The organism is Mesorhizobium sp. M1365 (genome assembly GCF_040317865.1).
Lineage (GTDB): Bacteria > Pseudomonadota > Alphaproteobacteria > Rhizobiales > Rhizobiaceae > Mesorhizobium.
The window spans coordinates 17,898-42,868 of the sequence record NZ_JAMYLG010000012.1; the positions used below are offsets into that span (position 1 = coordinate 17,898).

General features: G+C 62.4%; 24 protein-coding genes. 14 read left to right on the forward strand and 10 right to left on the reverse strand.

What is annotated here, in order from left to right; translation table 11 throughout:
* The first annotated feature begins 19 nt into the window (after positions 1-19).
* Complete coding sequence (locus NKH04_RS15810; protein ID WP_352542392.1) at positions 20-559, forward strand: hypothetical protein; 540 nt, start codon at positions 20-22, stop codon at positions 557-559.
* A gap of 28 nt (positions 560-587) precedes the next feature.
* The gene (locus NKH04_RS15815; protein WP_352472046.1) at positions 588-1,007 is read left to right on the forward strand and encodes an MAPEG family protein; all 420 of its coding nucleotides are present in this window, start codon (positions 588-590) and stop codon (positions 1,005-1,007) included.
* 12 nt (positions 1,008-1,019) lie between these two features.
* Here NKH04_RS15815 and rnd read toward each other — a convergent pair whose 3' ends face one another.
* On the reverse strand, positions 1,020-2,171 hold the full coding sequence (rnd, locus tag NKH04_RS15820) for a ribonuclease D (RefSeq protein ID WP_353044525.1): 1,152 nt from the start codon (positions 2,169-2,171) through the stop codon (positions 1,020-1,022).
* Positions 2,172-2,244: 73 nt separating this feature from the next.
* Entirely contained in the window at positions 2,245-3,492 is a 1,248-nt protein-coding gene (locus NKH04_RS15825; RefSeq protein WP_023674455.1) for an MFS transporter, read from the reverse strand.
* A gap of 388 nt (positions 3,493-3,880) precedes the next feature.
* On the opposite strand from NKH04_RS15825, the gene NKH04_RS15830 reads away from it, so the two are divergent.
* From NKH04_RS15830 to aspS, 4 genes are all read left to right on the forward strand, one after another.
* A complete protein-coding gene (locus NKH04_RS15830; protein WP_353044526.1) occupies positions 3,881-5,149 on the forward strand; it encodes an ABC transporter substrate-binding protein in 1,269 nt (422 codons plus the stop codon).
* Between the two features lie 68 nt (positions 5,150-5,217).
* Positions 5,218-6,090 (forward strand): carbohydrate ABC transporter permease, encoded by an 873-nt coding sequence (locus NKH04_RS15835; RefSeq protein WP_352472057.1) that lies wholly within the window; start codon positions 5,218-5,220, stop codon positions 6,088-6,090.
* Between the two features lie 36 nt (positions 6,091-6,126).
* Positions 6,127-6,951, forward strand: coding sequence for a carbohydrate ABC transporter permease (locus NKH04_RS15840; RefSeq protein WP_352996491.1), 825 nt, complete (start codon positions 6,127-6,129; stop codon positions 6,949-6,951).
* A gap of 282 nt (positions 6,952-7,233) precedes the next feature.
* Positions 7,234-9,024 (forward strand): aspartate--tRNA ligase, encoded by a 1,791-nt coding sequence (gene aspS, locus NKH04_RS15845; protein WP_353044583.1) that lies wholly within the window; start codon positions 7,234-7,236, stop codon positions 9,022-9,024.
* An 80-nt stretch (positions 9,025-9,104) separates the two neighbouring features.
* Here aspS and NKH04_RS15850 read toward each other — a convergent pair whose 3' ends face one another.
* Positions 9,105-10,298, reverse strand: coding sequence for an aq_1923 C-terminal domain (locus tag NKH04_RS15850; RefSeq protein WP_352542389.1), 1,194 nt, complete (start codon positions 10,296-10,298; stop codon positions 9,105-9,107).
* A gap of 361 nt (positions 10,299-10,659) precedes the next feature.
* Between NKH04_RS15850 and parC the strand changes: the two genes are divergently transcribed.
* A complete protein-coding gene (gene parC / locus NKH04_RS15855) occupies positions 10,660-12,912 on the forward strand; it encodes a DNA topoisomerase IV subunit A (RefSeq protein ID WP_352449279.1) in 2,253 nt (750 codons plus the stop codon).
* Positions 12,913-13,161: 249 nt separating this feature from the next.
* Entirely contained in the window at positions 13,162-14,382 is a 1,221-nt protein-coding gene (locus NKH04_RS15860) for an AI-2E family transporter (protein ID WP_352542394.1), read from the forward strand.
* Here the strand turns inward: NKH04_RS15860 and NKH04_RS15865 are convergent.
* From NKH04_RS15865 to NKH04_RS15875, 3 genes are all read right to left on the reverse strand, one after another.
* Positions 14,370-15,266, reverse strand: coding sequence for a DMT family transporter (locus tag NKH04_RS15865; RefSeq protein ID WP_353044527.1), 897 nt, complete (start codon positions 15,264-15,266; stop codon positions 14,370-14,372). The two genes, NKH04_RS15860 and NKH04_RS15865, sit on opposite strands and share 13 nt — an antisense overlap.
* 122 nt (positions 15,267-15,388) lie before the next feature.
* The gene (locus NKH04_RS15870) at positions 15,389-16,153 is read right to left on the reverse strand and encodes an arginyltransferase (RefSeq protein ID WP_352472035.1); all 765 of its coding nucleotides are present in this window, start codon (positions 16,151-16,153) and stop codon (positions 15,389-15,391) included.
* 138 nt (positions 16,154-16,291) lie between these two features.
* Entirely contained in the window at positions 16,292-16,762 is a 471-nt protein-coding gene (locus NKH04_RS15875; RefSeq protein ID WP_352472034.1) for an RDD family protein, read from the reverse strand.
* Positions 16,763-16,973: 211 nt separating this feature from the next.
* On the opposite strand from NKH04_RS15875, the gene sthA reads away from it, so the two are divergent.
* Positions 16,974-18,362: a Si-specific NAD(P)(+) transhydrogenase gene (sthA, locus tag NKH04_RS15880; RefSeq protein ID WP_352472033.1), complete on the forward strand. Its 1,389-nt coding sequence runs from the start codon at positions 16,974-16,976 to the stop codon at positions 18,360-18,362.
* A 9-nt stretch (positions 18,363-18,371) separates the two neighbouring features.
* Here sthA and NKH04_RS15885 read toward each other — a convergent pair whose 3' ends face one another.
* Positions 18,372-19,046, reverse strand: coding sequence for an alpha/beta hydrolase (locus NKH04_RS15885; RefSeq protein WP_352918869.1), 675 nt, complete (start codon positions 19,044-19,046; stop codon positions 18,372-18,374).
* A 215-nt stretch (positions 19,047-19,261) separates the two neighbouring features.
* On the opposite strand from NKH04_RS15885, the gene NKH04_RS15890 reads away from it, so the two are divergent.
* The gene (locus tag NKH04_RS15890; RefSeq protein WP_353044528.1) at positions 19,262-20,437 is read left to right on the forward strand and encodes an OpgC family protein; all 1,176 of its coding nucleotides are present in this window, start codon (positions 19,262-19,264) and stop codon (positions 20,435-20,437) included.
* A gap of 23 nt (positions 20,438-20,460) precedes the next feature.
* Here the strand turns inward: NKH04_RS15890 and NKH04_RS15895 are convergent, their stop codons facing one another.
* Entirely contained in the window at positions 20,461-21,543 is a 1,083-nt protein-coding gene (locus tag NKH04_RS15895; protein WP_352918865.1) for a LacI family DNA-binding transcriptional regulator, read from the reverse strand.
* Between the two features lie 163 nt (positions 21,544-21,706).
* On the opposite strand from NKH04_RS15895, the gene NKH04_RS15900 reads away from it, so the two are divergent.
* Together NKH04_RS15900 and NKH04_RS15905 are read left to right on the forward strand one after the other, a co-directional pair.
* Complete coding sequence (locus tag NKH04_RS15900; RefSeq protein WP_352472030.1) at positions 21,707-21,850, forward strand: hypothetical protein; 144 nt, start codon at positions 21,707-21,709, stop codon at positions 21,848-21,850.
* A 57-nt stretch (positions 21,851-21,907) separates the two neighbouring features.
* Positions 21,908-22,051 (forward strand): hypothetical protein, encoded by a 144-nt coding sequence (locus tag NKH04_RS15905; RefSeq protein WP_352472029.1) that lies wholly within the window; start codon positions 21,908-21,910, stop codon positions 22,049-22,051.
* A 26-nt stretch (positions 22,052-22,077) separates the two neighbouring features.
* Here NKH04_RS15905 and NKH04_RS15910 read toward each other — a convergent pair whose 3' ends face one another.
* Together NKH04_RS15910 and NKH04_RS15915 are read right to left on the reverse strand one after the other, a co-directional pair.
* Positions 22,078-22,446 carry a DUF423 domain-containing protein gene (locus NKH04_RS15910; protein WP_353044529.1) on the reverse strand — a complete coding sequence of 123 codons (369 nt, stop codon included), beginning with the start codon at positions 22,444-22,446 and terminating at the stop codon, positions 22,078-22,080.
* A 53-nt stretch (positions 22,447-22,499) separates the two neighbouring features.
* Positions 22,500-23,750, reverse strand: a complete 1,251-nt coding sequence (locus tag NKH04_RS15915) for a multidrug efflux MFS transporter (RefSeq protein WP_353044530.1) — start codon at positions 23,748-23,750, stop codon at positions 22,500-22,502.
* A 196-nt stretch (positions 23,751-23,946) separates the two neighbouring features.
* Between NKH04_RS15915 and NKH04_RS15920 the strand changes: the two genes are divergently transcribed.
* On the forward strand, positions 23,947-24,609 hold the full coding sequence (locus NKH04_RS15920; protein ID WP_352472024.1) for a GntR family transcriptional regulator: 663 nt from the start codon (positions 23,947-23,949) through the stop codon (positions 24,607-24,609).
* A 96-nt stretch (positions 24,610-24,705) separates the two neighbouring features.
* Positions 24,706-24,963 carry a DUF982 domain-containing protein gene (locus tag NKH04_RS15925; RefSeq protein ID WP_023674477.1) on the forward strand — a complete coding sequence of 86 codons (258 nt, stop codon included), beginning with the start codon at positions 24,706-24,708 and terminating at the stop codon, positions 24,961-24,963.
* Positions 24,964-24,971 lie beyond the last annotated feature (8 nt).

Genomic DNA, 24,971 nt, shown 5'->3' on the forward strand with positions numbered 1-24,971 from the left:
TTGGCGCAATCTGGCGGCAATGATCCTGCGGCTGTCGCGCCACGCGGCCGCACTCTGTGTCGCCACCGTGGCGGTTTTCATCATCATGACGGCAATGGAGTTCCTCTATTTTCGCCAATTGAGCGGCGGTCTGCCGTCGCTCGACATGCGCTATGCCGGTTTCACCCCGGATGAGGGCATGGCCTGGCTAACAGCCCTCGGCCGGCGCGGCAGCGAAATTATTCTCGTCTGGCATTACCTGACCTTCGACCTGCTGTTCCCGGCGCTGCTGTCGCTGACGATGGTCAGCCTGATCCTGGCCACGGGCCGGCGGCTGAAGAATTTCCGTGCACTGCCTGCGCAAACCCAGTCGATATTCGCGGTTGTGCTGGTGCTGCCCTACCTGCTTACCGACTATGCCCAGAATATCGCCGTGGCTCGTCTTTTGTCCGATTTTCTGTCGGCCAATCCGGATTCGCTATCCTTCGCCTCGGCGCTGATCGTCACCAAATTCGCCCTGCTGGCGATACCAGTGACCGTCACTGCGGCTTTCACTCTGATGGCTCAGAAACGGTCTTGAAGGCTGGGTGACAAAGACAGGGGGCATCTTGAACCAGACCGCGATCTTCTGGCCGATGCTGGCGCAGGTGCTGCTGGTCTATATCGTCTACGTCGTTATGGGCCGGCGCCGCCATGGTGCGGTCAGATCGGGCGAAGCCAAGGCCGGCCAGTTCAAGACGCGCTCGACGGAGCCTGGTTCCAGCGTCACCGTCGCCGACAATCTGAGCAACCAGTTCGAACTGCCGGTGCTTTTCTACGTCTTATGCTTGACGCTGCACGTGACCAATGGCGTCAATTATCTGACCTTGGCACTGATGTGGATCTTTGTCGTCTCCCGCTATCTTCACGCATCGGTCCACTTGACCAGCAATCAGCTGATCCTGCGCAGCAGGGCATTCTACCTGGGCGCGGTGGTTCTTGCACTTGGATGGATATGGCTAGCGCTGCATCTGCTCGGCTTGGTCTGAGCAAGCTCAAGGCTACAAATCGAACACAGCGATCTTGCGCTTGTCGAACCTGATGGCGAGTTCACCGCGCACAAGCTTGAGCGCGGCCTCGCCGAAGACGGCGCGCCGCCAGCCTTGCAATGCCGGCACGTCGGCTTCCTCGCCCTCGGCAGCGATGCGGTCGATGTCGTCACTGGAGGCGAGTACCTTGGATGCGACGCCCTCCTTTTCGGCAACGATCCGCAGCAGCACCTTCAGCAACTCCGCCGCGGCGCTTGACCCCTCCGGCGGCTGGAAGCTCTTCGGCAGCTTCGGCATCTCTTCCCTGGGCAGGGCAAGGGCAGCGTTTACCGCGCCAAGCAGTGCCGTCGCCGTCGACGAGCGCTCCCAGCCCTTCGGCGTGGTACGCAGCTTGCTCAGCGCCGCAGCGTCGCGCGGCGCCTGCTGCGCCACTTCGTAGATCGCATCGTCCTTGAGCACCCGGCCGCGCGGCACGTCGCGCTCGCGCGCTTCGCGTTCGCGCCAGGCGGCCACCGCCTGCACGATCGCCAGTTCCTGCGGCTTGCGCAGCCGCATCTTGAGCCTCTTCCAGGCATCCTCGGGATGCGGATCGTAGGTCTCGCGCGAGGTCAGCACGTCCATCTCCTCGTTCAGCCAGTGGGCGCGGTTTTCCCGCACCAGCTCGGCGCTGAGATGCTTGTAGACCTCGATCAGGTGGGTGACGTCGGCGAGCGCGTAGTCGAGCTGCTTTTCGGACAGCGGACGGTGGCGCCAGTCGGTGAAGCGCGAGGACTTGTCGAGCCGCGCTCCGGTGATGCGCTGCACCAGCTGGTCGTAGGAGACGCTGTCGCCGAAGCCGCAGACCATTGCCGCGACCTGGGTGTCGAACACCGGATGCGGCACCAGATCGCCGAGATGCACGATGATTTCGATGTCCTGGCGCGCCGCATGGAAGACTTTGACGATCGCCTCGTTGGACATCAGCCTGAAGAACGGTTTCAGGTCGATGTCGGGCGACAGCGGATCGATCAGCGCGGTCACCCCGGGCGCTGCCATCTGGATCAGGCACAGGATCGGCCAGAAGGTCGTTTCGCGAATGAATTCGGTATCGACGGTGACGAATTCCGCCTTTTCGAAAGCGGCAATAGCGGTCTCGAGTTCTTTCTGGGTGGTGATGACGTGCATCAAATCGCTTTTGGCAAGGGATAGGGTCTCTTTCAATTTCAGCCGCGCGCGCTTTCGTCAAGCGCAAGCACCTCTATCCAGGCTTTGCGGGTTCATCGGGATCGGCATTCCGCTTCGCCAGCCGGGCAAAAACCGTCGAAGTGCGCAACAGCGCCGTAAAACGGCTGCGATGGGTGGCCGGCACGGCGGAGCGCGCCTGCATCCGGTAAAGGATGACGGCCACGAAGATCGCATAGACGGTGGCGCTGAACACGAACAGCGCGCTCGGCCCGAAAAATTGCATCACCGTCGAGGCTGCGAACGGCCCGCCAATGGCGCCGAAGGAATAAAACAGCATCAAGGCCGCGTTGATCAGCACGAACTCGCCCTTGTCGGCGCGGTCGTTGGAATGCGCCGCTGACAACGAATAGAGCGGCATGGCGAAGCAGCCGAAGATGAAGACGAGCAGGAAGTTGAGAAACGGGCTGCCGCCTGCCACGAATGCCAGCGCCAGTGCCGCCACCATCGCACAGCACGTCGTCATCAGCAGCACCGAGCGCCGGTCCCAGCGGTCGGAGAGATAGCCAAGCGGGTATTGTATGATGGCGCCGCCGAAAATGCCGACGCTGACGAAGGTGACGACGTCGGCGACCGACATGCCGATCTGCTCGGCATAGACCGGCGACAGGGTGCGAAAGGCGCTGTTTGTGACGCCGACGGCGATACAGCCGAAGCAGCCGAGCGGCGAGATCCGCCAGACGCGCGCCAAATCGAGCTTGACGTCTTCCGGCGGCGTCGGATTGGAGCGGTCGCCGAGCGAAACCGGCACCAGCGAAACGGTGATCATCATCGACATGATGGCGAAGATGGCAAAGCCGCCGGCGCCGAAGATCGGGATCAGGAACTGGGCGCCCGTCACCGAGCCGATGTCGACCATCCGGTAGATGGCAAGCACCCGCGCCCGGTCGGTGTTCGTGACGCCGGAATTCAGCCAGGCTTCCATGATGGTGAACAGGCCGGCAAAGCAGAACCCGCCGGCAAAGCGCACGGCGCACCACATCACCGGATCGATGACCAGCACCAGAAGCAGCGTTCCCGCCGAGGCGATCGCCGCGAGTGCCGAAAAGGCGCGCACATGGCCGACGGACTTCATGATGCGGGTCACGGCAAGGCAGCCGAGCAGGAAGCCGGCGAAATAGAACGTGCCCATCAGGCCGATCGAGGAAGCGGGAAAACCTTCCTGCGCACCACGCAGCGCAATCAACGTGCTCTGCAGGCCGTTGCCGCCGAGCAGGATGCCGGCGGCGATCAGGAGGGGGATCAGCGGGCGGATGGAGGACATGAAGGAAAGCCTGTCGTTGATCCTTCTTGAACCATCGGCTTCGCCAATGCCAGCGGCAATTCCCGGTGGCGTTGGGGCCAGCCGGGGGCCTTAATGCATGTCGCGCAAAAGTGCAGCGGTTTTGCGATAACGACATGTATAAAAACAAGGACCTAAAGCGCGTCGCATGAGGCCGATCGAACGCGACACGTTTTAGGTGCATTACCGCGGGAGAACTTGCGCTACCGCGTGGCGCCGGACCCTCCGTGTTGGGAACCAAGGCGTATCTTTGTAGTTCAGTGCTGGTGGGCGAATACGCGTCTTGTGAGCCGCCGGTGCGCGGAGACGGTGTCAGCATCGACGTCGTTTCTGCTGCCCGGCCTGAAGCTCCAAAGGGAGGTCCGCCATCATGAAATTTCATTCCGCATTTGCGGCATTTGCCCTGGCCGCAGTTCTGGCGGCCGGGCCGGCGCGGGCTGTCGACCTCGCCATGGTGTCCGGAGATACCGGCAACGGCCAGAGAATCCTTCGCGAGATCCTCGATCAATACGAGAAGAAGACCGGCAACAAGGTTAGCGTCGTTCCGCTGCCTCCCTCGGCGACGGACCAGTTTGGCCAATACCGGCTCTGGCTTGCCGCCGGAAGCAGCGACGTCGACGTCTATCAGACGGACATCATCTGGGCTCCCCAGCTTGCAAGGCAGTTCATCGACCTGACCGAAGCGACCAAGGATGTCGTTGGCGCCCATTTCCGATCGATCATCAAATCGCAGACCGTGGACGGCAAGCTCGTCGCCTTGCCGATATTCACCGACGCTCCGGCGCTCTACTACCGCAAGGATCTCCTCGACAAATACGGCGCCAGGGTCCCGGCCAGCTGGGCCGAGCTTGCCGACACCGCCAAGTTTGTCATGGATAAGGAGCGCGCGGCCGGCAACAAGGACATGTGGGGTTTCGTTTTCCAGGGCAACGCCTATGAGGGGCTGACCTGCGATGCACTCGAATGGGTGAAGTCGAACGGCGGCGGCCAGATTATCGAGCCGGACGGCACGATCTCCATCAACAATCCGCAAGCAACCGCGGCGCTGGAAATGGCGAGGAGCTGGGTGGGAACCATCTCGCCGCCCGGCGTTCTGGCCTACCAGGAAGAAGAGTCGCGCGGCGTCTGGCAGACCGGCAACGCCGTCTTCATGCGCAACTGGCCCTACGCCTACGCGCTTGGCAACAGCGAAAGCTCCCCCATCAAAGGTAAGTTCGAGGTGACGACGCTGCCGCCGGGGTCGGGTGAGGGCGCGCGCTCGGCAGCAACGCTTGGCGGCTGGAATCTCGCGGTTTCCAAATATTCGAAGAACCCGGATGCAGCGATCGAGCTGGTCAAATGGATCGCCTCGCCTCAGATGCAGAAGTACCGCGCCTTGAAGGGGGCATATCTGCCGACCATCCAGGCACTCTATGACGATGCCGACATCGCCAGCGCCCAGCCGGTGATTCCGCGCTGGAAGGAAGTCGTCCTCAACGCGGTGCCGCGTCCCTCGGCCCAAGCCAAGAGCCGGTACAATGAGGCATCGAGCGAGTTCTGGACCGCCGTCCACAACACTATTTCCGGCGAGGGCACAGCCGCCGACAACCTTGCCGATCTGGAGTTCTCCTTGACCAGGCTCAAGGGCACCGCCTGGTGACCTCGCCGCGCTCAGGCTCGCTGCTGGCGCGTCAGCGTGTGCGCTCGGCATGGCTGCTGCTTGCTCCGATGCTCATCGTGCTCGCCGCCGTTGCCGGCTGGCCGTTGATGCGCACGATCTATTTCGGCTTCACCGATGCCTCGCTCGCGGACCTCGAAGCCCGCCGCTGGGTTGGTTTCGCCAACTATTTCTCCGTCGTGCAAATGCCGAGCGGCCGCGTCGTCTATGACGGGCTGCTCGCCGATCCGGTCTGGTGGCGCGCCGTCTGGAACACGGTGCGCTTCGCAGTGATTTCGGTGACCTGCGAGACGGTGCTCGGCATGATCGTCGCGCTGGTGCTCAACGCCAGGTTTCGCGGCCGCGGCATCGTGCGCGCCGCGATCCTCATCCCTTGGGCGATCCCGACGATCGTCTCGGCGAAAATGTGGCAGTGGATGCTCAACGACCAGTTCGGCATCATCAACGACGTCCTGCTCAAGCTCGGCCTGATCAGCACCAAGATCGCTTGGACGGCCAGCGCCGACACGGCGATGGTCGCCGTCCTTGTTGTCGACATCTGGAAGGCGACCCCCTTCATGGCGCTTCTCATTCTCGCCGGCCTCCAGATGCTTCCACAAGAAATCTACGAGGTCGCCAAGCTCGACGGCGTCGGCGCGTGGAGAATTTTCTGGAAGATCACTTTGCCGCTCATCCGACCGGCGTTGATGGTGGCCATGATCTTTCGCGGTCTCGATGCCCTGCGCATCTTCGATCTGATCTACGTGCTTACGCCAAACAACATACACACCAAGTCGATGTCGGTGTTTGCCCGCGAGAGCCTGTTTGAGTTCGACAAGTTCGCTTCCGGTTCCGCCGCCTCGACGCTTCTCTTCCTTATCCTCGCTCTGCTGACCATGCTCGTTCTTTGGCTCGGCCGGATAAGACTGGACAAGGACTATTGACCATGGGGGACTATTGATCATGGGGGACTACTGACCATGTGGATCGTCAAGCGCACGGCTTTCTACCTCCTCGTCGCCGTTATCGTCGTCGTCGCGGTGTTCCCGTTCTACTACGCCATCATCACCAGCCTGAAATCGGGGACGGCGCTCTTCCAGATCGACTATTGGCCGAAGACGATTACCTTCAGCAACTACAGGACCGTGTTCACCGAGGGGACCTTCCTGCGCAACCTCGTGAACTCGCTTTTCATCTCGAGCGCCGTTGTCGTCATTTCGCTGTTCCTGGGCGTCACCGCTGCCTATGCGCTGGCGCGCATCCGCTTCCGCGGCCGCTCGGCTCTGCTCCTCACTATCCTGTCCGTTTCGATGTTCCCGCAATTGGCGGTGCTGGCCGGTCTTTTCGAGCTGATCCGCACCTTCGGCCTCTACAATTCGCCGTTCGCGCTGATCTTGTCCTACATGATCTTCACCTTGCCGTTCACCGTCTGGGTGCTCACCGCCTTCGTTCGCGACCTGCCGATCGAGTTGGAGGAAGCGGCGATCCTCGATGGCGCCACGCCCTGGATCATCATCAGCCGCGTCTTCCTGCCGCTCATGTGGCCGGCGCTGGCGACCACCGGGCTCCTCGCCTTCATCGGTGCTTGGAACGAGTTCCTGTTCGCCCTGACGTTTACCTCCAGCAACGAGCAGCGAACCGTGCCGGTGGCGATCGCGCTGCTCTCCGGCAGCTCGCAGTTCGAGATCCCGTGGGGCAACATCATGGCCGCATCGGTGATCGTCACCGTGCCGCTCGTCGTCCTCGTTCTCATCTTCCAGCGCAAGATCATTTCCGGCCTCACCGCGGGCGGGGTCAAGGGATGAGGTGGCGTAATTTCGTCTGGCGGCGACAAAGAGGCCCAACGCCGGGTGGGGGCGTGCGTTCTGGCATCAAGGGTCTCCAAATCGTTTGACGAAGAGATCGTCGCAAGAAACACTTTTTGCAGCAATGCGCCAAAGGCTTCAACCCTGAAGGCCGAACCGGAGATGCTACCCAGCCGCCGCTTGCCTTGACAAATGCACCCTCTCATGTGCTTTTCGCGCAAATTTTCAGGCTGGGCCATCATGCCTTGGCCGCAACCCAACATCCGGACTTTAAGAATGACAATGCATCGTTACCGCAGCCATACCTGTGCCCAATTGAGGAAGCTCGACGTCGGCTCGACCGTTCGCTTGTCGGGCTGGGTGCATCGCGTGCGCGACCATGGCGGCCTGCTGTTCATCGATTTGCGCGACCATTACGGCCTGACCCAGATCGTCGCCGATCCGGATTCGCCCGCCTTCAAGATTGCCGAGACCCTGCGCGGCGAATGGGTCGTCCGCGTCGACGGCGAGGTCAAGGCGCGCCTCGCCGACACCGTGAACCCTAATTTGCCAACCGGCGAGATCGAAGTCTTCGCGCGCGAGATCGAGGTACTGTCGGCCGCCAGGGAATTGCCCCTGCCGGTCTTCGGCGAGCCGGATTACCCAGAGGACATCCGCCTCAAATACCGCTTCCTCGACCTGCGCCGCGATACCCTGCACAAGAACATCGTCGCGCGCACCAAAATCATCGCCGAGATGCGCAAGCTGATGGGCGAGGTCGGCTTCACCGAATTCTCGACGCCGATCCTGACCGCCTCGTCGCCGGAAGGGGCGCGCGACTTTCTGGTGCCGTCGCGCATCCACCCCGGCACTTTCTATGCGCTGCCGCAGGCACCGCAGATATATAAGCAGCTGATCATGGTGTCCGGCTTCGACCGCTACTTCCAGATTGCGCCGTGCTTCCGCGACGAGGACCCGCGCGCCGACCGTCTGCCGGGTGAATTCTACCAGCTCGACGTTGAGATGAGCTTCGTCGAGCAGGAGGATGTGTTCACCACCATGGAGCCGGTGATGCGGGGGGTGTTCGAGACCTTTGCCGCCGGCAAGCCGGTGACGGAGAAGTTTCCGCGCATTGCCTATGATGTCGCCATGCGCAAATACGGCACCGACAAGCCGGACCTGCGCAACCCGATCGAGATGCAGGCCGTCTCGGATCATTTTCGCGGCTCTGGCTTCAAGGTATTTGCCAACATCCTTGCCAACGATCCGAAGGCCGAGGTCTGGGCCATTCCGGCCAAGACCGGCGGGTCGCGCGCCTTCTGCGACCGCATGAACTCATGGGCGCAAGGCGAGGGCCAGCCCGGCCTCGGCTACATCTTCTGGCGCAAGGAGGGCGAGAAGCTTGAAGGCGCCGGGCCGCTGGCCAAGAACATCGGCGAGGAGCGCACCGAGGCGATCCGACAACAACTCGGCCTCGCCGATGGCGATGCCGCCTTCTTCGTCGCCGGTGATCCGAAGAAGTTCGTCTCCTTCGCGGGAGCGGCGCGCACCCGCGCCGGCGAGGAGCTCAATCTTGTCGACCGCGACCGCTTCGAATTGTGCTGGATCGTCGACTTCCCGTTCTTCGAATGGAACGAGGAGGAGAAGAAGATCGACTTCGCGCACAATCCTTTCTCGATGCCACAAGGCGGCATCGATGCGCTTAACGGCGAGGATCTGCTCGGCATCAAGGCGTTCCAGTACGACATGGTCTGTAACGGTTTCGAGATCGCCTCCGGCGGCATCCGCAACCATCTGCCCGAAACCATGGTCAAGGCGTTCGAAACCGTCGGGCTGGACCGCGCGACGGTCGAAGAGCGCTTCGGCGGCCTTTATCGCGCCTTCCAGTATGGCGCGCCGCCGCATGGCGGCATGGCGGCCGGCATCGACCGCGTCGTCATGCTTCTGGTCGGCGCCAGGAACCTGCGCGAAGTGACTATGTTCCCGATGAACCAGCAGGCCTACGACCTGTTGATGAGCGCGCCGTCGGAAGCCAGCCCGCAGCAGCTTCGCGAATTGTCGCTGCGGGTGGTGGCGACGAAGAAAGAGGTTTAGAAAACGCTCCGAACCGGTGCTGTTGATTCATAAAAAAGCCCGGCATCGCTGCCGGGCTTTTTGCTTGAAGCCTGTCTCGGTCAGTCTTCGTTTGCCGTAACCGTCACGCCGAGCGTTTTCGGCAGGTCGAGCGGGTTGGACATGGCGCCCGCCATGATCAGCGCGAACGGCACCGCTGCCGGCGGCTCGGCCGAGACCTCGATGCTTTGCGGATCGTCGAGGAACTTGTTGACCGCGGCCGAAACCTGCGCGGTCAGTTCCGGATTGTTGAGCTGCGCCATGCCGAAGGGCACGATCGCCTTGGCCTGGTTGGCGATGTCCTTGCCGGACATGCCTTGCTGCTTGCCGGCATAATCGAGCACCTTTTTGGTCAACGAATCGTCGTCGAAGCGGATCGAGGCGCTGTTGAACGAAAGCTGCTGCAGCAGCCCGAGCATGGCCATGCCTTGCGCCGAATTGTCCGCGCCTTCGGGCTGCGCTGCCATCTTCTTCTGCATCTCCTGCAGTGATTTGATGACGTCCAGCGTGTAGCCGCCGAGATCGAAGGTCATGCCGAGCGTGCCGGCATTGTCGACCGATATTTCGTATTTCGACAAGTCCATCCTGCCGTCGGTAGGCTGCCAGGTGCCTTCCATCTCAAGATTGCCTGTTATGTTCTGGTAGCCGAGTGCGTTGATGACTTCCTTGGATTTCGGATCTTCGACCAGGGTCAGGTCGGCAGCGAATTTTTCCGTAGTGCCGGAAAACGCCATGGCCTTGCCGTCGGCCGGCGGCGTGATTGCGATGGCAAGCCCGTCCATCGAGAAAGCAGTTTTGTCAGCCACTTTGACTGTCATGTTGTCGAGCTCGGCCGATTTGTACATCATCAGCGAGCCCAGCGGACCGGTTGCGCCTTCGGCCGGAACCGTCATGTCATGGATGACGAAGGGGCTGAGATTGAGCGTGACGCCATCTTCGCTGTGTTCGAACGGCGACGTCGATACGGTCGCGATTTGATAGCCGCCACTGGCTTCGGTCACACCTTCGAGCTTGACGTCGCCGATCTTGAGCGCCTCCTTTTCGGCCGCCGGTTTGACCGCTACGCCTTGCAGAACCATGCTGGAGGTGTCGCCGGTTACTCCGGTCCAGGAGAGGTCGACACCCTGCGCGGCGAGGGCAGCCTTCAGCCGGTCGGCGACCGCGGTATCCTGCGCGAACGCCGCATTCAGCGGCAGCGTCAGCAAAAAGGTCGAAAAAGCCAGTCTCTTAATAAGTGTCGAGTGTCTGATCGTCATCGAGAGCTCCCCTGAGAGTGTCCTGAAATTCTTTTCAAATCGTCGCGTCGTCACCATTCGGTGACGAACTGGACCGGAAAAAGGCGGGCCTCGGCACAATGGTCGAAAATCGCGGCCAAAGGCAAACCCGATCCATCAGCCTTGCGATAGAAGCAGGATGTAACGGATTGATGTTGGCCGGCGTCGCGACGCTTCCAATTCCTGTTGCATAATGGATGTCGCGCAACGGTTTTGCGGTAACGACATGCATCAAAACAAGGGCCTAAAGCGTCGCATGGGCCGGTCGAACGCGATGCGCTTTAGGAGCACGCATACCGGTGTGCCTCTTGCCGCGAATCACCCGCTCGGCTAGTGCCAGCCCATGGGAAAAAGGCTTTTGCCGCCTGAAACTGGCGGCGGCGATAATATTGAGCCGGTCGATCTGAAGAAGGCGCTGGAAGAGCGCTATCTCGCCTACGCGCTGTCGACCATCATGCACCGGGCACTGCCGGACGTGCGCGACGGGCTGAAGCCGGTGCATCGTCGCATCATGCATGCCATGCGCTTGTTGCGGCTTAACCCCGACCAGGGCTTTGCCAAATGCGCCCGCATTGTCGGCGAGGTGATGGGCAAATTCCATCCGCATGGCGACCAGTCGATCTACGACGCGTTGGTGCGGTTGGCGCAGGATTTTTCGATGCGCTACCCGCTGGTCGACGGGCAGGGCAATTTCGGCAATATCGACGGCGATAATGCCGCCGCCATGCGCTACACCGAAGCGCGCATGACCGAAGTGTCGACGCTGCTTTTGGAAGGCATCACCGAGGACGCCGTCGATTTCCGCCCGACCTACAACGAGGAAGACGAGGAGCCGGCCGTGCTGCCCGGCGCCTTCCCGAACCTGCTCGCCAACGGCTCGTCCGGCATCGCCGTCGGCATGGCGACCTCGATCCCGCCGCACAATGCGGCCGAGCTCTGCGACGCCGCGCTTCACCTGATTGATCATCCGGATGCGCCCGTCACCAAGCTGATGGATTTCGTGCAAGGTCCGGATTTCCCGACCGGCGGCATCATCGTCGACAGCCGAGCCTCGATCCTCGAAGCCTACGAAACGGGTCGAGGCGGCTTTCGCGTCAGGGCGAAATGGAGCCAGGAGGACCAGGGCAGGGGCACCTGGAACATAGTCGTCACCGAAATCCCCTATGGCGTCCAGAAGGCCAGGCTGATCGAAAAGATCGCCGAGCTCTTGATGGCGCGTAAGCTGCCGCTGCTCGAGGACATCCGCGACGAGAGCGCCGAGGACATCCGCGTCGTGCTGGTGCCGAAGAGCCGCTCGGTCGATCCCGGCATCATGATGGAATCGCTGTTCAAGCTGACCGAGCTCGAAAGCCGCTTTCCGCTCAACATGAACGTGTTGTCGCGCGGCAAGGTGCCGAACGTGCTGTCGCTGAAAGGTGTGCTCAAGGAATGGCTGGAGCACCGCCGCGACGTCCTGATCCGCCGCTCCAAGCACCGCCTCGGCGAGATCGAAAGGCGGCTGGAGATCCTCGCCGGCTATTTGATCGCCTACCTCAACATCGACGAGGTGATCAGGATCATCCGCGAGGAGGACGAGCCCAAGCAGGTGATGATGGCGCGCTGGTCACTGACCGACACCCAGGCTGAAGCTATCCTCAACATGCGGCTGAGGGCGCTGCGCAAGCTCGAGGAATTCGAAATCCGCGAGGAATTCAATGGCCTGACCGGGGAGAAGAAGCAGATCGAGGCACTGCTTGCGTCCGACGCCAAGCAGTGGGCGACGATCAAGTGGGAAGTCGCCAACGTTCGCCAGAAATACGGGCCCGACACCGAGATCGGCAAGCGCCGCACCGAGTTCGCCGACGCACCCGAGCATGACCTGACCGATATCGCCCACGCCATGATCGAGCGCGAGCCGGTCACCGTGGTCGTTTCGGAAAAGGGCTGGCTGAGGGCCATGAAAGGTCATCTGACCGACCATTCGGCCCTGACCTTCAAGGAAGGCGACAGCCTCAAGCTCGCCTTCCACGCCCAGACGACCGACAAGGTGCTGGTCTTCACCACCGGCGGCAAGTTCTACACGATCGGCGCCGACCGGCTGCCGGGTGGGCGTGGCCACGGCGAGCCGATCCGCATCATCGTCGACATGGACAACGACCAGGATATCGTCACCGCTTTCGTCCATGATCCCAAGCGCAAGCTGCTGCTGGTGTCGCATGACGGCAACGGTTTCATCGTGCCGGAAGAAGAAGTCGTCGCCAACACCCGCAAGGGCAAGCAGGTGATGAACGTCAAGGCGCCCGACGAAGCCCAGCGCTGTGTGAGCGTCGCCGGCGACCATCTCGCCATTGTCGGCGAGAACCGCAAGATGCTGGTGTTCCCGCTGGCCGAGATCCCCGAGATGGGACGCGGCAAGGGCGTGCGCCTGCAGAAATACAAGGATGGCGGTGTCCTCGACCTCAAGACCTTCACGCTGGCAAGCGGCCTGTCCTGGCAGGATTCGGCAGACCGCACCTTCACCAAATCGCGTGACGAGCTTGCCGAATGGATCGGCGCCCGCGCCTCGGCCGGCCGCATGGTGCCGAAGGGTTTCCCGAGGACTGGCAAGTTCGGGTGAAGCGGTAATCTCCCCCCTCGAGGGGGAGATGGCCGGCAGGCCAGAGGGGGTCCCCGCGCATGAAGCGCCAGCCTGCTTTGTTCGTGGTAAGGTCGCGTCAGGACGTCCCGACCCCCTCTGTCGCCTTCGGCGACATCTCCCCCTCAAGGGGGGAGATTAGCAGCGCCACCCGAACATTTGGAATGTCGTCACGATTGCTGCACTATATCAGTGCATAAGCGATGCGATGGGCTAGGGAGAATTGGGCGCTTGAAGGAAATCAGGATCCAGAAGCCGGAGCGGCAACAGCGTCTGTTTGGCCTGTCGACGCCGCTCAGGGCCGCTGTCATTCCACCGCTGTCGGCGGCGCGCTGGCTCCTGGTGCTGATCGTCGCCGCCGGCGTATATTTTTTCCACGGCTTCCTGTTCCCGGTCCTTGCCGCCCTGGTTATCGCTTTCGCCAGTTGGCCGCTCTATCGGCGGCTGCTCGCAGGCGTCGGCGGCAACCGCACGATTGCCGCTACGCTTGCGATCCTGTTCATCCTGACCTTCCTGGTGGTGCCGATCGCGCTTGCCGGCACCTACGCCATCAACGAGGTGCGCGAATGGGTCGGCTGGGCTATCGAGACCAACCGCTACGGCGCGCCGACGCCGCACTGGATCGCCACGCTGCCTGTCGTAGGCGAATGGCTCAATGAACAGTGGACGGTCAACGTTGGCCATCCAGGCGGTATCGGCGAACTGATCCAGCTGATCAGCGGCGCCAATATCGGCAGCATCTATCGCGGCGCGCTTGCCGCCGGCGGCAGCGCCTTCGGACTTTTGCTGACGCTGCTGTTCATGATGATCGCATTGTTCTTTGCCTATCGCGACGGCGAGCATTTCGCCGGGCAGGTCGATCGCCTCGGCGAACGCATCCTGCCGGCCCGATGGGAACGGATCTCACGCGTGGTGCCGGCGACGATCTCGTCGACGGTTACCGGTATGACCGTTATCGCCATCGGCGAAGGACTGGTGCTGGGCATCGCTTACTGGTTGGCCGGCGTACCGTCGCCGGTGACGCTCGGCGCGCTGACCGGCATCATGGCGCTTATCCCCGGCGGCGCGCCGCTGTCGTTCACGCTGGTCTCGATCTATCTCGCCGCCAGCGGCTCGCCGATGGCGGGGCTGGCGCTGTTCGTCTGGGGCGCGGTCGAACTCTTCATCGTCGACAAGACATTGCGCCCGAAGCTGGTCGGCGGGCCGATAAAGCTGCCCTTCCTGCCAACCTTTTTCGGCCTGATCGGCGGCGTCAAGACAATGGGTTTTCTCGGCCTGTTCATCGGCCCGGTGCTGATGGCCCTGCTGGTCGCAATCTGGCGCGAATGGCTGCGCGAGGTGGAACTGACCGATGAACTCGCTGCCGCCGAACCGGCGGAGCAGGAAGATGCACCGCCGCAGATTGAAATTGTTGCCGAACGCGCCGCCGCGAAAAAGAATCAGGCCGGGTGACTGACGGCGAACGTGGCGCGGCGCTTGCGCCCGTCGTGCAACTGCCAGAGCGAATGGCCGATCAAGGTCATGATGAGGATCGCGCCGCCGATCAGGCTGTTGCGCGTCGGTGTTTCGGCGAAGATCATCCACACCCAGACCGGCGCCAGCACGGTTTCAAGCAGGTAGAACATCGCCACCTCCGGCCCGGAGATGTATTTCGGGCCGTTGGCGAGGCAGAAGAACGAGATCGGCATGATGACGGCACCGTTGAAGACGATCCACCATGGCGCGTTGACGTGAAAACCCACCTTGGAAACCATCAGGGTGGCGACGGCCAGCGGCAGGACCACTCCGATCAGCGCCGTGAAACCCATATCCTTGCCGCTGGCGCGCGACATGGTGATGGCCGCGGCGATCATGAAAGCCGAGCATAGCGCCATCAGGTCGCCGAAGAGATGTCCGGTTCCAACGGAATCGCCGACAATGATCGTCACGCCGACGATCATAAGTGCCAGCGCTGCAAGCGTCAGGGGCCGTGGCCTCTCCTTCAGGAACAGCCATGACAAAAGGGCCGCGAACATGGTTGTGAACGCCAGGATGAAAACGAGGTTGGCTGTCGAGGTATTGTAGACACCGGTGATGAAGGCGATCGAGCCGAGCCCGTAGAGGCCGGCAACGATGAGCCCTGACCAGCCCGGTACAAGCTGCGGTGCCTTTGCGCTCAGCGATCGCCAGGCGGCCCAGATGATAAGCGTGGCGACGAAGGTCGTGCCGGTGCGCAACAGCAGGATCGTCCACGCCTCGCCGTCGGCGAGCCGGATCAGCGGAATGTCGACGGTCAGCGTCAGCCCGCCGATGGCGGTGATCAGAAGGCCTCTCTGGTGGTCGTTGTGGGAAGACATGCGGCAATTCTCGCGTAGGCTTGGAGGCGCAAAATTGACCCGCCCGGTTTCCCAGCCGATCGGCCGGAAGCCCAGCGGCATCCTCCTCGAAACAATTTAAGAGTGAATACCGAAAGCGAAGATCAGCGCGAAACCGCTTCGTGATTGTAGCGTTCCCAGCCTTTCGGGCCGAGATGCTCCTGCGGCTGGAAGCGCATCTTATAATTCATCTTGCGCGAGCCGTTGACCCAGTAACCCAGGTAGACATGGGGCAGGCCCATCGCCCTGGCGCGGGCGATGTGATCGAGGATCATGAAGGTGCCGAGCGAACGGTCCTCGAAGTCCGGGTTGAAGTAGGAATAGACCATCGACAGGCCATCGGCCATCTTGTCGGTAAGCGCCACGGCGATCAGTTCGCCCTGGCCCTTGCCGGTAATGAAGCTGTCAGGTCCGCGGCGACGGTATTCGATGACCTTGGTGTCGACATGGGTATCCTCGACCATCATGGCGTAGTCGAGCACGGTCATGTCAGACATGCCGCCACGGCGGTGGCGGACGTCGAGATAGCTGCGGAACAGCGAATACTGTTCGGTGGAGGGTTCGGCGTCGTGCATGGCGCCGACCAGATCCGAATTATGCTGTATGACCCGTTTCATGTTGCGGCTGGCGGTGAATTCCTGCGCCAGGATGCGCACCGACACACAGGCGCGGCAGGTCTCGCAGGCCGGCCTGTAGGCGATGTTCTGCGACCGCCTGAAACCGCCCTGCGTCAACAGATCGTTCATCTCGGGGGCCTTGTCGCCGACCAAGTGTGTGAACACCTTGCGCTCGAACTGGCCCTCGAGATAGGGACATGGCGAGGGCGCGGTCAGAAAGAACTGCGGCGACTGGGTCGGGTGCTGCGTCATCGAGCCTTGGAAATACTCCTGCGAATCGCTCTACCTTTGGCGCGGACGCCGAAAAATTCAACAGGATTGTGAAAGCCTGGTTGATTGGACGTCTTCACATTTGTGCGCAAAGGCTGCGGCCGCGCTTCAAAAGTCTGCTCAGCGGCCACTGCGGCTGACAACGGTGCCGAGCAGCAGGTCGTGCAGCGTGCGCTTGCGGTCGGAAAACAGGCTCACCAGCAGGACCAGCGGCGAAAGGATGACATTACCGGCCCAAAACAGCACCGAATGCACGACGGCGGTCAGCCCGTCGATGCGGCTGCCGTCGAGTCGGTCGAGCCGGATGCCCATCATCTTCATGCCGGTGGTGGCCTGGTCTTTACTGCCGAGCGTGTTCCAGATGTAGAGGATGGCGACGGTCGGCACGAGAATGGAAAACAGCATCCAGCCGAGGCCGAGCGTCAACAGCCCGAACAGGAACACCAGGATCGCGAATGGAATGGTGAGCAGCGCGACGATGAAATAGTCGATGACGAAAGCGAGAATGCGCCGCGTGCGCACGCCCTCATAAGAGCGGACATCTTCGAGCCTGCTGGTGATGATTTCGCCGTCGAGAACGCGAGCGTTCATGTCATTTCCTCGTAATCGAACCCGAGTTAAGCACGGGGCCGCTTCTTGGTGAAATGGTGAAGGTTCGCGGCGGAATCAAGATCGAGCCTTTGGCCGCCGTGTAGATGGTGACGGAGTGCCTGGGGCCGTCTGACTTGTTGAATTCATGGCGCGGATAGCGTTAGTTTGCTGCGGCGCAACAAAGCGCGCCGAGCCGAGGGGACGGGGCGACATGGACTACGACATGCTGGTCATCGGCAGCGGCCCATCTGGGCGCCGCGCTGCGGTGCAGTCGGCCAAGCTCGGCAAGTCGGTGCTGGTGGTCGACAGAGGCCGGCGTCTCGGCGGCGTTTCGGTGCATACCGGGACCATACCGTCGAAGACGTTGCGCGAGACGGTGCTCAACCTCTCCGGCTGGCGCGAGCGCGGCTTTTATGGACGCGGCTACCGCGTCAAGCAGGACATTTCGGTCGGCGATCTGGTCGAGCGCCTGCACAAGACGCTCGACCATGAGGTCGAGGTGCTGCAGCACCAGTTCATGCGCAACACGGTCAAGAGTGCGCGCGCCGCGGTAAAATTCCTGGGCCCCAACAAGGTCAGCCTGACCACCGACACCGGCGACTACAGCGAGGTTGGCTTCGCCCATGCGCTGATCGCGGTCGGCACCCGGCCGCACCGGCCGCGCGACGTGCCGTTCGACAAGACACGGATCTTCGACAGCGACGAGATGCTGGAGCTCGATCGGCTACCGCGCACGCTGACGGTGATCGGCGCCGGCGTCATCGGCGTCGAATATGCGACAATCTTTTCGGCACTCGACGTTCCGGTGACACTGGTCGAGCCGCGCAACACGATGTTGGATTTCGTCGACCGCGAGATCGTCGACGACTTCATCCATCAGATGCGCGACCGCGGCATGACCATCCGATTGGGCAGTGCCGTCAAGGAGATCGCCTCGAAACCCGACTATGCTGAGGTGACGCTGGCCGACGGCCGCACCATACGTTCCGAGATCGTGCTTTATGCCGCGGGACGCACCGGCAATGTCGGCAATTTAGGGCTCGACGCCGTCGGCATCGAGGCTGATTCGCGAGGCCGCATCAAGGTCGATCCGCAGACCTTCCAGACCAGCGCGCCCAACATCTATGCCGCCGGCGATGTCATCGGCTTTCCGAGCCTGGCATCGACCTCGATGGAGCAGGGCAGGGTGGCCGCCTGCCATGCCTTCGGCGTGCCCTTGCCGCCCCCGCCCGAAACCTTTCCCTACGGCATCTACGCCGTGCCGGAAATCTCCACCGTCGGGCAATCCGAGGAGCAGGTGCGCGAGAGCGGTGCCGCCTACGAGGTCGGCGTGGCGCGGTTCCGCGAGACATCGCGCGGCCACATCATGGGTGTCAACACCGGTTTCCTGAAGCTTCTGTTCTCGATCGAAACACGCCGTCTGCTCGGCGCCCATATTGTCGGCGAGGGCGCGACCGAACTCATCCACATCGGCCAGGCGGTCATCAATCTCGGCGGCACAGTCGACTTCTTCGTCAACAACACCTTCAACTACCCGACGCTGGCGGAAGCCTACAAGATCGCCGGGCTGGACGCCTGGAACCGCATGGGGCGAGGGTAGCTTCGGGGCTCATCGATCCGACGCTGCAACGGCGACCGCAGGATCCGCCAGCCATTGCCTGACGATGTCGGCGTCCGGATCGCCAATTTCATGGCCGGAGGCGACGGTGTGGGCCTCGACCTTGGCGCCATGCGAGTTCAGTAGAGCGGCCAGCACCGGCGCGAATGGCACGTAGGTCAGGTCGGCGGCGCCGGCGATGATCAGCGCCCGCGCCTTCGACAGGTCGGCCGGCGGCACCTCGTCGAGCACCGGCATCGGACGCAGCAATGCGGCGCGCTCGATGAGGCCCGGATGCAGCAGCATGACGCTTGAAACCAAATTGGCGCCGTTCGAATAACCGAGAAAGGTCGCGCGACGGAGATCGAGGCTGTGGCGCTTCGCGACGCCGGCGACGAAGCCCGCGAATGCCTCCGCCTCCGTGCGGATGCTTGCCTGCTCGAATCGCGTCGGGGTGATTCGCGTGAACCAACGGAACCCGTCCTCCTGAGGAATGCGGCCACGGACCGCAACCAGCACAGCATGCGGCGCGATTTGCCGACCAAGCGGCAGCAAGGTCGTCTCGTCGACACCCGATCCATGCAACAGGAACAGCCAGTCACCGGGTAAGTTGGCGGGTCGAAGGAGCCGGTAGAAAAAGCCTGAATTTTCCTGCAGAATACCGTCTTCGAGGCTCTCCTCGGCCATAGTCACATCCTTTTGATTTCGCGTTACTTTCGTTAATTTGCCGGCTTCAAAACGAAATATTTTCAAGCTCCGCGAAAGTTGATTGAACCGGGCGCATTTCAGTCCGTTTCTTTGCCCATATAATCCCCGCGGGGGGATCGAAGCAGTGTGCGCCGGGTGGTCGCCCGAGTGATCGCATGCCGGGCATAAACAACCAGCTTTAAGGCCTTTTATCGATGACCATGCCAGTTTCGCCGGAACGCGATACGCGTATTGACGTGTTCCGGGCTCTCGCCCTCCTGACCATATTCATCGACCACGTGCCGGGCACCGTTTTCGAAACCCTGACCTACAAGAATTTCGGGTTTTCGGATGCGGCCGAGGCCTTCGTGCTGATCTCCGGCATGTCCGTCGCTCTTGCCTACGGCACCAAATTCCAGCCGGGAAACCGGCTGGTCGCAACGCTGAAGATGTGGCGCCGCGCCGGCGTGCTCTATGTCACCCACATCGTCACGACGATGGTGGTCATGGCTATCTTCTGCGCAGCGGCGGTGTTTGCGAAACGGCCGGACCTTCTGACCCTGATCAACATCGAGCCGCTCGTCAGGAACCCGCCGCAAGTCCTCGTCGGCATCGTCACGCTCGGCCATCAGCTCGGTTACAACAACATACTGCCGGTCTATGCGGCCCTGCTGTTGATGGCGCCGGCCTTCCTGCTGTTCATCAGCTACCGGCCACTGGCGGCGCTCGCCGTATCCGCAGCCCTTTGGCTGATTGCCGGTATCTACCAGATCGCGCCGCCGAACTACCCGGAGCCCGGCTTCTGGTTCCTCAATCCGCTGTCATGGCAATTGCTGTTCAATATCGGCATGGCCAGCGTGTTGCATGTGCGGCGCGGCGGCGCCATCCCGGTCAATCGCTGGCTGGTCGGCGCGGCGGCCGCCTATGTGCTGACGTCGCTCGTCTGGGTGCACAGCCCCTTATGGGGGCATGTTTCATGGCTCGACCTGCCGGTGGTGCTGACCGGTTTCGACAAGACGTTCCTGTCGCTGCCGCGGCTGCTGCACATCCTGGCGATGAGCTATCTGGTCGTCGCCTTGCCTGTCGTCTCGAACCTGTTCCGCACCGGCCGCGACAATCCGCTCGCCATATTGGGCAAACGCTCGCTGCCGGTTTTCATTGCCGGCACGGTGATTGCCATGGCGGCGCAGGTGATGAAGCTGATCAACCCGGGCGGCTTTGCCTATGACAGTCTGCTGCTCGCCGCCGGCATCGCCATGCAGTTCGCGCTCGCCTTCTATCTGGAGTGGCTGTCCGCCATCGGCTGGTCCGGCAAGGGCAAGCCGGTCCGCAACGAGGCGCCGCCTGTCCGTCCATCCTTTGGCATCGGTCCCATGGCGGCCAATAGGTAAGATTTGGAGCCGATCTGCCCCAGTCAGCCTGTACTTGGCGGCGGTCCGGAAGATGCCCTGACGACAAGTTCGACATCGAGCGTTTCTCGCCGCACCGTGCCGTCGAAGTCGAGGATTCTTCGCGCTGCCCGGCGGCCGATCTCGGCGATCGGCTGGGCGATGGTGGTGAGCGGAGGCTCGCAAGTTGCGGCTTCAGGCACGCCGTCGAAGCCGACGACGGAAACATCGCGGGGAACCGCGATGCCCCGTGCGTTGAGCCATTCCAATGCCACCATCGCGATCCGGTCCGACATCGCCAGGATGGCGGTCGGCGGTTCCGCCGAGGCGAAGATGGTTTCGAGACCAGCCCTTGTGCTCGCCTTGTCGTTTTCGGTCTCGTAGACCGGCACCTTGGCGGTGCCGATACCAAACCGGGAAAGCTCTTCGAAATAGCCGAGGAGGCGGTCACGGGTTCCGGTATAGACCGCGGTCCGGACCTGCTCGGGGGAGACAAGACCGGTGCTGTCGTCGGCGAAGGCCAGCGACAGCACGGCGAAGCGGCGATGTCCAAGTTCCGCCAGATGGCGCGCCGCGAGCCGGCCGCCGGCAACATTGTCGATACTGATCGCCGAGACCGTCTCGTCCTGCGAGCCGAGCTCGAGCGCGACGAAGGGGAGCTTTCGTTCGCGCGTCAGCTCAACGAGACGCGGACCGCCCTCGATGCAGAAAAGGATGAAGCCGTCCACGAGGGCGCTCTGGATATTCCAGGCAAGTTTTTCCTCGTTGCCAGCCGACACGAGGGCTATCCCCGCGCCGGTGGCGTCGCAGGCTTCCGAGATGCCGGCCATCATCACGCGGGCAAACGGGTCGTCGAAGAAATAGGACAGCGGCTCGGTTGTGGCGACGCCGATTGCATTGACCTTGCCGGCGCGCAGCAGGCGGCCCTTGGGATCCGGGCCGGCGTAGCCCAGCGCCTCGGCCGCCGCCTTGACCCGCTCGCGGACTTCCTCGCGCACGATTTCGGGACGGCTGAAGACATTGGAGGCAGTGCCGTGCGATACGCCCGCGGCTTTGGCAATGTCCGCCAGCCGGATGGGCCTCCTGCTGCCCTCGGTGGGTGATGTCATTTGTTCGTCTCCAGGACTCCTGTCCGACAGTAGTGCCGATTACCTAACATCTTCCTTGGATCGATTCAAATTTTTGCTTGACATTTATGCTGTGACGCATATTCTTGAATCGATCCAAGAGCGGCTTTACCCGCAGATTGGATCGATACAAGAGGAGAGTGCGATGCACCCCGTCAATTATCTGTTCGAGGACATTTACCGGAACGACTGGAGCATCCGCTCGAGCGCGGAGGCCCGCAAGGGGCGCGACAGGACCGGTCCGTGGATTCGCGACCTGCGTTTCCTCGTAGGACGCAAGCGGAGCTGATCGGCGGCCTATTTTTTGTGCCCGCTGATTGGATCGATTCAAAAAGGAGATTAAGCCATGCACCCGATCAAGCATCTGTTCGAAGACATCTATCGCAATTATTGGGGCATATCGCCGGCCACCGAACGGCCGGAGCGGCGGCGTGTGGTCAAAACGGCCAAACGCGACGGCCAAGTCCGGCCCGAACGTCGCCAAGACTGACAGAACCGGCGAACCTGGCTGCCGCGTCAAGGGCGCGGCCGCACCAGCGCCGAGGCGGCCATCATCAGCCAGCCGCCGATGAGCAACGTGCCGCCGATCGGCGCCGACATCGGGAACAGCCGCGAGCCAAGGAAGTCGCGGGCCAAAAGATCTCCAGAGAACAGCAGAAGCCCGACGAGAAGGATGAGGCTTCCGGTTCGCAGGATGCTATTGCCACCGAGCAGCCCGACGGCAAGGAAGACCGGCGCATGCAAGAGCAGGAAGGATGCGGCCGTACCGACGAAAGCGCCGCCGAGATGTGCCGCCGCCGCCGAAAGCGCCACGCCAGCCGCGCCGCATAGGCCGCCGGCAAAAACCAGAATGCGGCCGTCTGCCGCGTGTTCATCCGTGCTCATGTCCACGCCTCCGTGATTCCTGGCGACCGCCTGAGATAGTGCCGCGAACCGTGTCAGGATTTGCCGGCTTCCGCCAGCATGTCGCGTTCGCGGCGCGACTGGACCAGCCAGTTATAGGCCGCTCCGCCCGCCATCAGAATGGATGTGCCGAGAAACACCGAGCGCATACCGAAATGGCCGCCGGCAAAGCCGCCGAGCAACGGTCCGGCGACCTGCCCGACATATTGCGCCGAGATCGACAAGCCCAGCACGTTGCCGCCGACCCCGTCGGGCACATTGTGGCGGATGACGCTGGTGATGCAGGGCAAAAGACCGCCAAGCGCCAGGCCCATCAGGAAACGCAGGCCGACGAGTTGCCAGCCCTGGGTAACGAAGGCCTGCGGGATCAGCAGCAGCGCCGAGACGGCGAGTGCGGCAACGATGACGTTCCAGTGGCCGATACGGTCGGCGAGCTTGCCGAGCCGCGACGCCGACAGGATGGCGCCGAGCGCTGCCGCGGACATGACGATGCCGGAGACCAGCGTGACCTGGCTCTGATCTTCGATGAGCTGCTGGACATAGACGGTGATGATCGGCTCGATCGACATGGTGGCGAAACTCAACAGCATGCCGGTCGCGAGCATGGTGACGACGGGGCGCTTGTCGGGAATCTGCGACCAGCCGTCTTTCACTTTTTCTTCCGACGCGGCCTTGGCGGCAACCGGGCGAGGGGCCTCCTTGATCAGCAAGGTGGTTGCCAGAAAAGCCAGGAAAATGACGCCGCCGGCGAGCAGGAATGTGGCGCGGATGCCAATCAGCGGCGGCAGCGCGCCGCCAAGCAGCGGACCGACCAGGGCACCGGCCGTGATGCCGGCCGACAGCACGCCCAGCGCCCAGCCGGAGCGATCCTTCGGCGTCTGCATGGCAACCAGGATGGTCGAGCCCGAAGAATAGCCGCCGGCAAAGCCGATCAGCAGGCGCAAGAGCACCAATTGCCAGACGGTCTGCACCATGCCGGTCAGCGACATACACAGCGCCATGCCGAAACTGGCTCGCACCAGCATCAGTTTGCGGCCGTAGCGGTCGCCTAGCCGCCCCCACAGGGGCGCGACCAGCGCGGCAGCAAGGAAGGTGGCGCCGTAGGCGATACCCGACCACTGCACGATCGCCGCATGGCCCTCGGCGCCCAGCTGCTCGACGTAAAGCGGCAGGAAGGGCAACAGCAGCGTCATCGCTACAAGCGTGCTGAACGAGCCGGCAAAACACACGGCGAGATTGCGGCGCCAGTGGACGTTGTGCGTGGCGCGGTTGGCGTCTTGCGGCATGTCTGTCCTGTCCGGTCAGCTTGCATGAAACTTGCTGTGGATACCAATCTGGGATACCAACCTGGTATCTGTCATGAACGCAAGCCCCGTCGCTGTCAATGCGGGCCTCTCAAACATGATCGACAAAGGCCGGCGTGATCGGCCAACGCCGGCCAGTGACCCGATTGCCGGAACGAATGACCTGAACGGAACGCCAATGTCGCAGATGCAGAACGTCGAAAAGCAGCTTCGCGAGATGATCCTCGGGCTCGAGATTGGTCCCGGCGAGCGGCTGACGGAGCGCTGGGTCGAAAGCCGCTTCGGCGCCTCGCGCACGCCGGTCAGGGCTGCGTTGCTGCGGCTCGAGACCGAAGGCCTGATCTGCCGCGACGGCCGCGGCTGGACGGTCTCGCCAATCAATCTTGCCGAGCTGGAGCAGATCGCCGTCTATCGCGAGGCGGTCGAGGTCGCGGCAGTCAGGCTGACTTGCACCTTGCAGGACAGAAGTGCCGTCGAAATCATCGAGGCGATGCTCGATTCTTGCGACGACAAGACGCCGCGCGAGGAATGGCATCGCGTCGGCAGGGATTTTCATATCGAGCTGGCACGCCTGTCAGGCAACGAGTTCCTGTTCAGAGCGGTTCGCGATGCGATGACGCGCCTGTCGCGCGCCCGCTGGCTCGAGGTTCGCGACGAGGCAGCGCTCGGCCGCGCCTGGGCCGAACACCATGCCATTCTGTCGGCGGTGCGGGCCGGCGATGCCGATACCGCCGCCCGCCTGCTTTCGGCCCATATCATCGGCAGCCGCGACCGGCTGGTGACCTCGCTGCGCAACGACCGGCGCGGCCTGCGCGCCCGTGGATTTGCCGTCGTCGCTTGAGTGAGGATCGGCTGCCATTGATCACGAAAAGAGCAGATGAGCGAAGAATGCTACTTTCGGTCTCGCTTCGCAAATGCCGATGGCGTAAGAGCGGCGATGGAAAACAACCGATTTGACACACCCGTGACCGTCAAGGGCGCGGCGGGAAGCAATCAGCTCTTGCGTACGGCCCGCGAGGCTTCCGACTACCTCCTCAACAATTGGCCCGGCAAGCGCAGCCCCAAGCACCGCGAAGCGTTGCAAGCCTGTCATGATGCGCTGGCCGGCGACAAGCCGGCCATGAACGCAAGACGGGCCTTCATTGCCGCCGCTCGTGAAGTGAACGTCTTCGTCAGCGACAAGGCGCCTGCCTGAGGCATAGC

Bases quoted from the DNA above. Each gene is read 5' to 3' on its own strand.
- NKH04_RS15810 (WP_352542392.1), top strand. From the start codon at position 20: ATGATCCTGCGGCTGTCGCGCCACGCGGCCGCACTCTGTGTCGCCACC.
- rnd (WP_353044525.1), bottom strand. From the start codon at position 2,171: ATGCACGTCATCACCACCCAGAAAGAACTCGAGACCGCTATTGCCGCT.
- NKH04_RS15825 (WP_023674455.1), bottom strand. From the start codon at position 3,492: ATGTCCTCCATCCGCCCGCTGATCCCCCTCCTGATCGCCGCCGGCATC.
- NKH04_RS15830 (WP_353044526.1), top strand. From the start codon at position 3,881: ATGAAATTTCATTCCGCATTTGCGGCATTTGCCCTGGCCGCAGTTCTG.
- NKH04_RS15835 (WP_352472057.1), top strand. From the start codon at position 5,218: ATGCTCATCGTGCTCGCCGCCGTTGCCGGCTGGCCGTTGATGCGCACG.
- NKH04_RS15840 (WP_352996491.1), top strand. From the start codon at position 6,127: ATGTGGATCGTCAAGCGCACGGCTTTCTACCTCCTCGTCGCCGTTATC.
- aspS (WP_353044583.1), top strand. From the start codon at position 7,234: ATGCATCGTTACCGCAGCCATACCTGTGCCCAATTGAGGAAGCTCGAC.
- NKH04_RS15850 (WP_352542389.1), bottom strand. From the start codon at position 10,298: ATGACGATCAGACACTCGACACTTATTAAGAGACTGGCTTTTTCGACC.
- parC (WP_352449279.1), top strand. From the start codon at position 10,660: ATGGGAAAAAGGCTTTTGCCGCCTGAAACTGGCGGCGGCGATAATATT.
- NKH04_RS15865 (WP_353044527.1), bottom strand. From the start codon at position 15,266: ATGTCTTCCCACAACGACCACCAGAGAGGCCTTCTGATCACCGCCATC.
- NKH04_RS15870 (WP_352472035.1), bottom strand. From the start codon at position 16,153: ATGACGCAGCACCCGACCCAGTCGCCGCAGTTCTTTCTGACCGCGCCC.
- NKH04_RS15875 (WP_352472034.1), bottom strand. From the start codon at position 16,762: ATGAACGCTCGCGTTCTCGACGGCGAAATCATCACCAGCAGGCTCGAA.
- sthA (WP_352472033.1), top strand. From the start codon at position 16,974: ATGGACTACGACATGCTGGTCATCGGCAGCGGCCCATCTGGGCGCCGC.
- NKH04_RS15885 (WP_352918869.1), bottom strand. From the start codon at position 19,046: ATGGCCGAGGAGAGCCTCGAAGACGGTATTCTGCAGGAAAATTCAGGC.
- NKH04_RS15890 (WP_353044528.1), top strand. From the start codon at position 19,262: ATGACCATGCCAGTTTCGCCGGAACGCGATACGCGTATTGACGTGTTC.
- NKH04_RS15895 (WP_352918865.1), bottom strand. From the start codon at position 21,543: ATGACATCACCCACCGAGGGCAGCAGGAGGCCCATCCGGCTGGCGGAC.
- NKH04_RS15900 (WP_352472030.1), top strand. From the start codon at position 21,707: ATGCACCCCGTCAATTATCTGTTCGAGGACATTTACCGGAACGACTGG.
- NKH04_RS15905 (WP_352472029.1), top strand. From the start codon at position 21,908: ATGCACCCGATCAAGCATCTGTTCGAAGACATCTATCGCAATTATTGG.
- NKH04_RS15910 (WP_353044529.1), bottom strand. From the start codon at position 22,446: ATGAGCACGGATGAACACGCGGCAGACGGCCGCATTCTGGTTTTTGCC.
- NKH04_RS15915 (WP_353044530.1), bottom strand. From the start codon at position 23,750: ATGCCGCAAGACGCCAACCGCGCCACGCACAACGTCCACTGGCGCCGC.
- NKH04_RS15920 (WP_352472024.1), top strand. From the start codon at position 23,947: ATGTCGCAGATGCAGAACGTCGAAAAGCAGCTTCGCGAGATGATCCTC.
- NKH04_RS15925 (WP_023674477.1), top strand. From the start codon at position 24,706: ATGGAAAACAACCGATTTGACACACCCGTGACCGTCAAGGGCGCGGCG.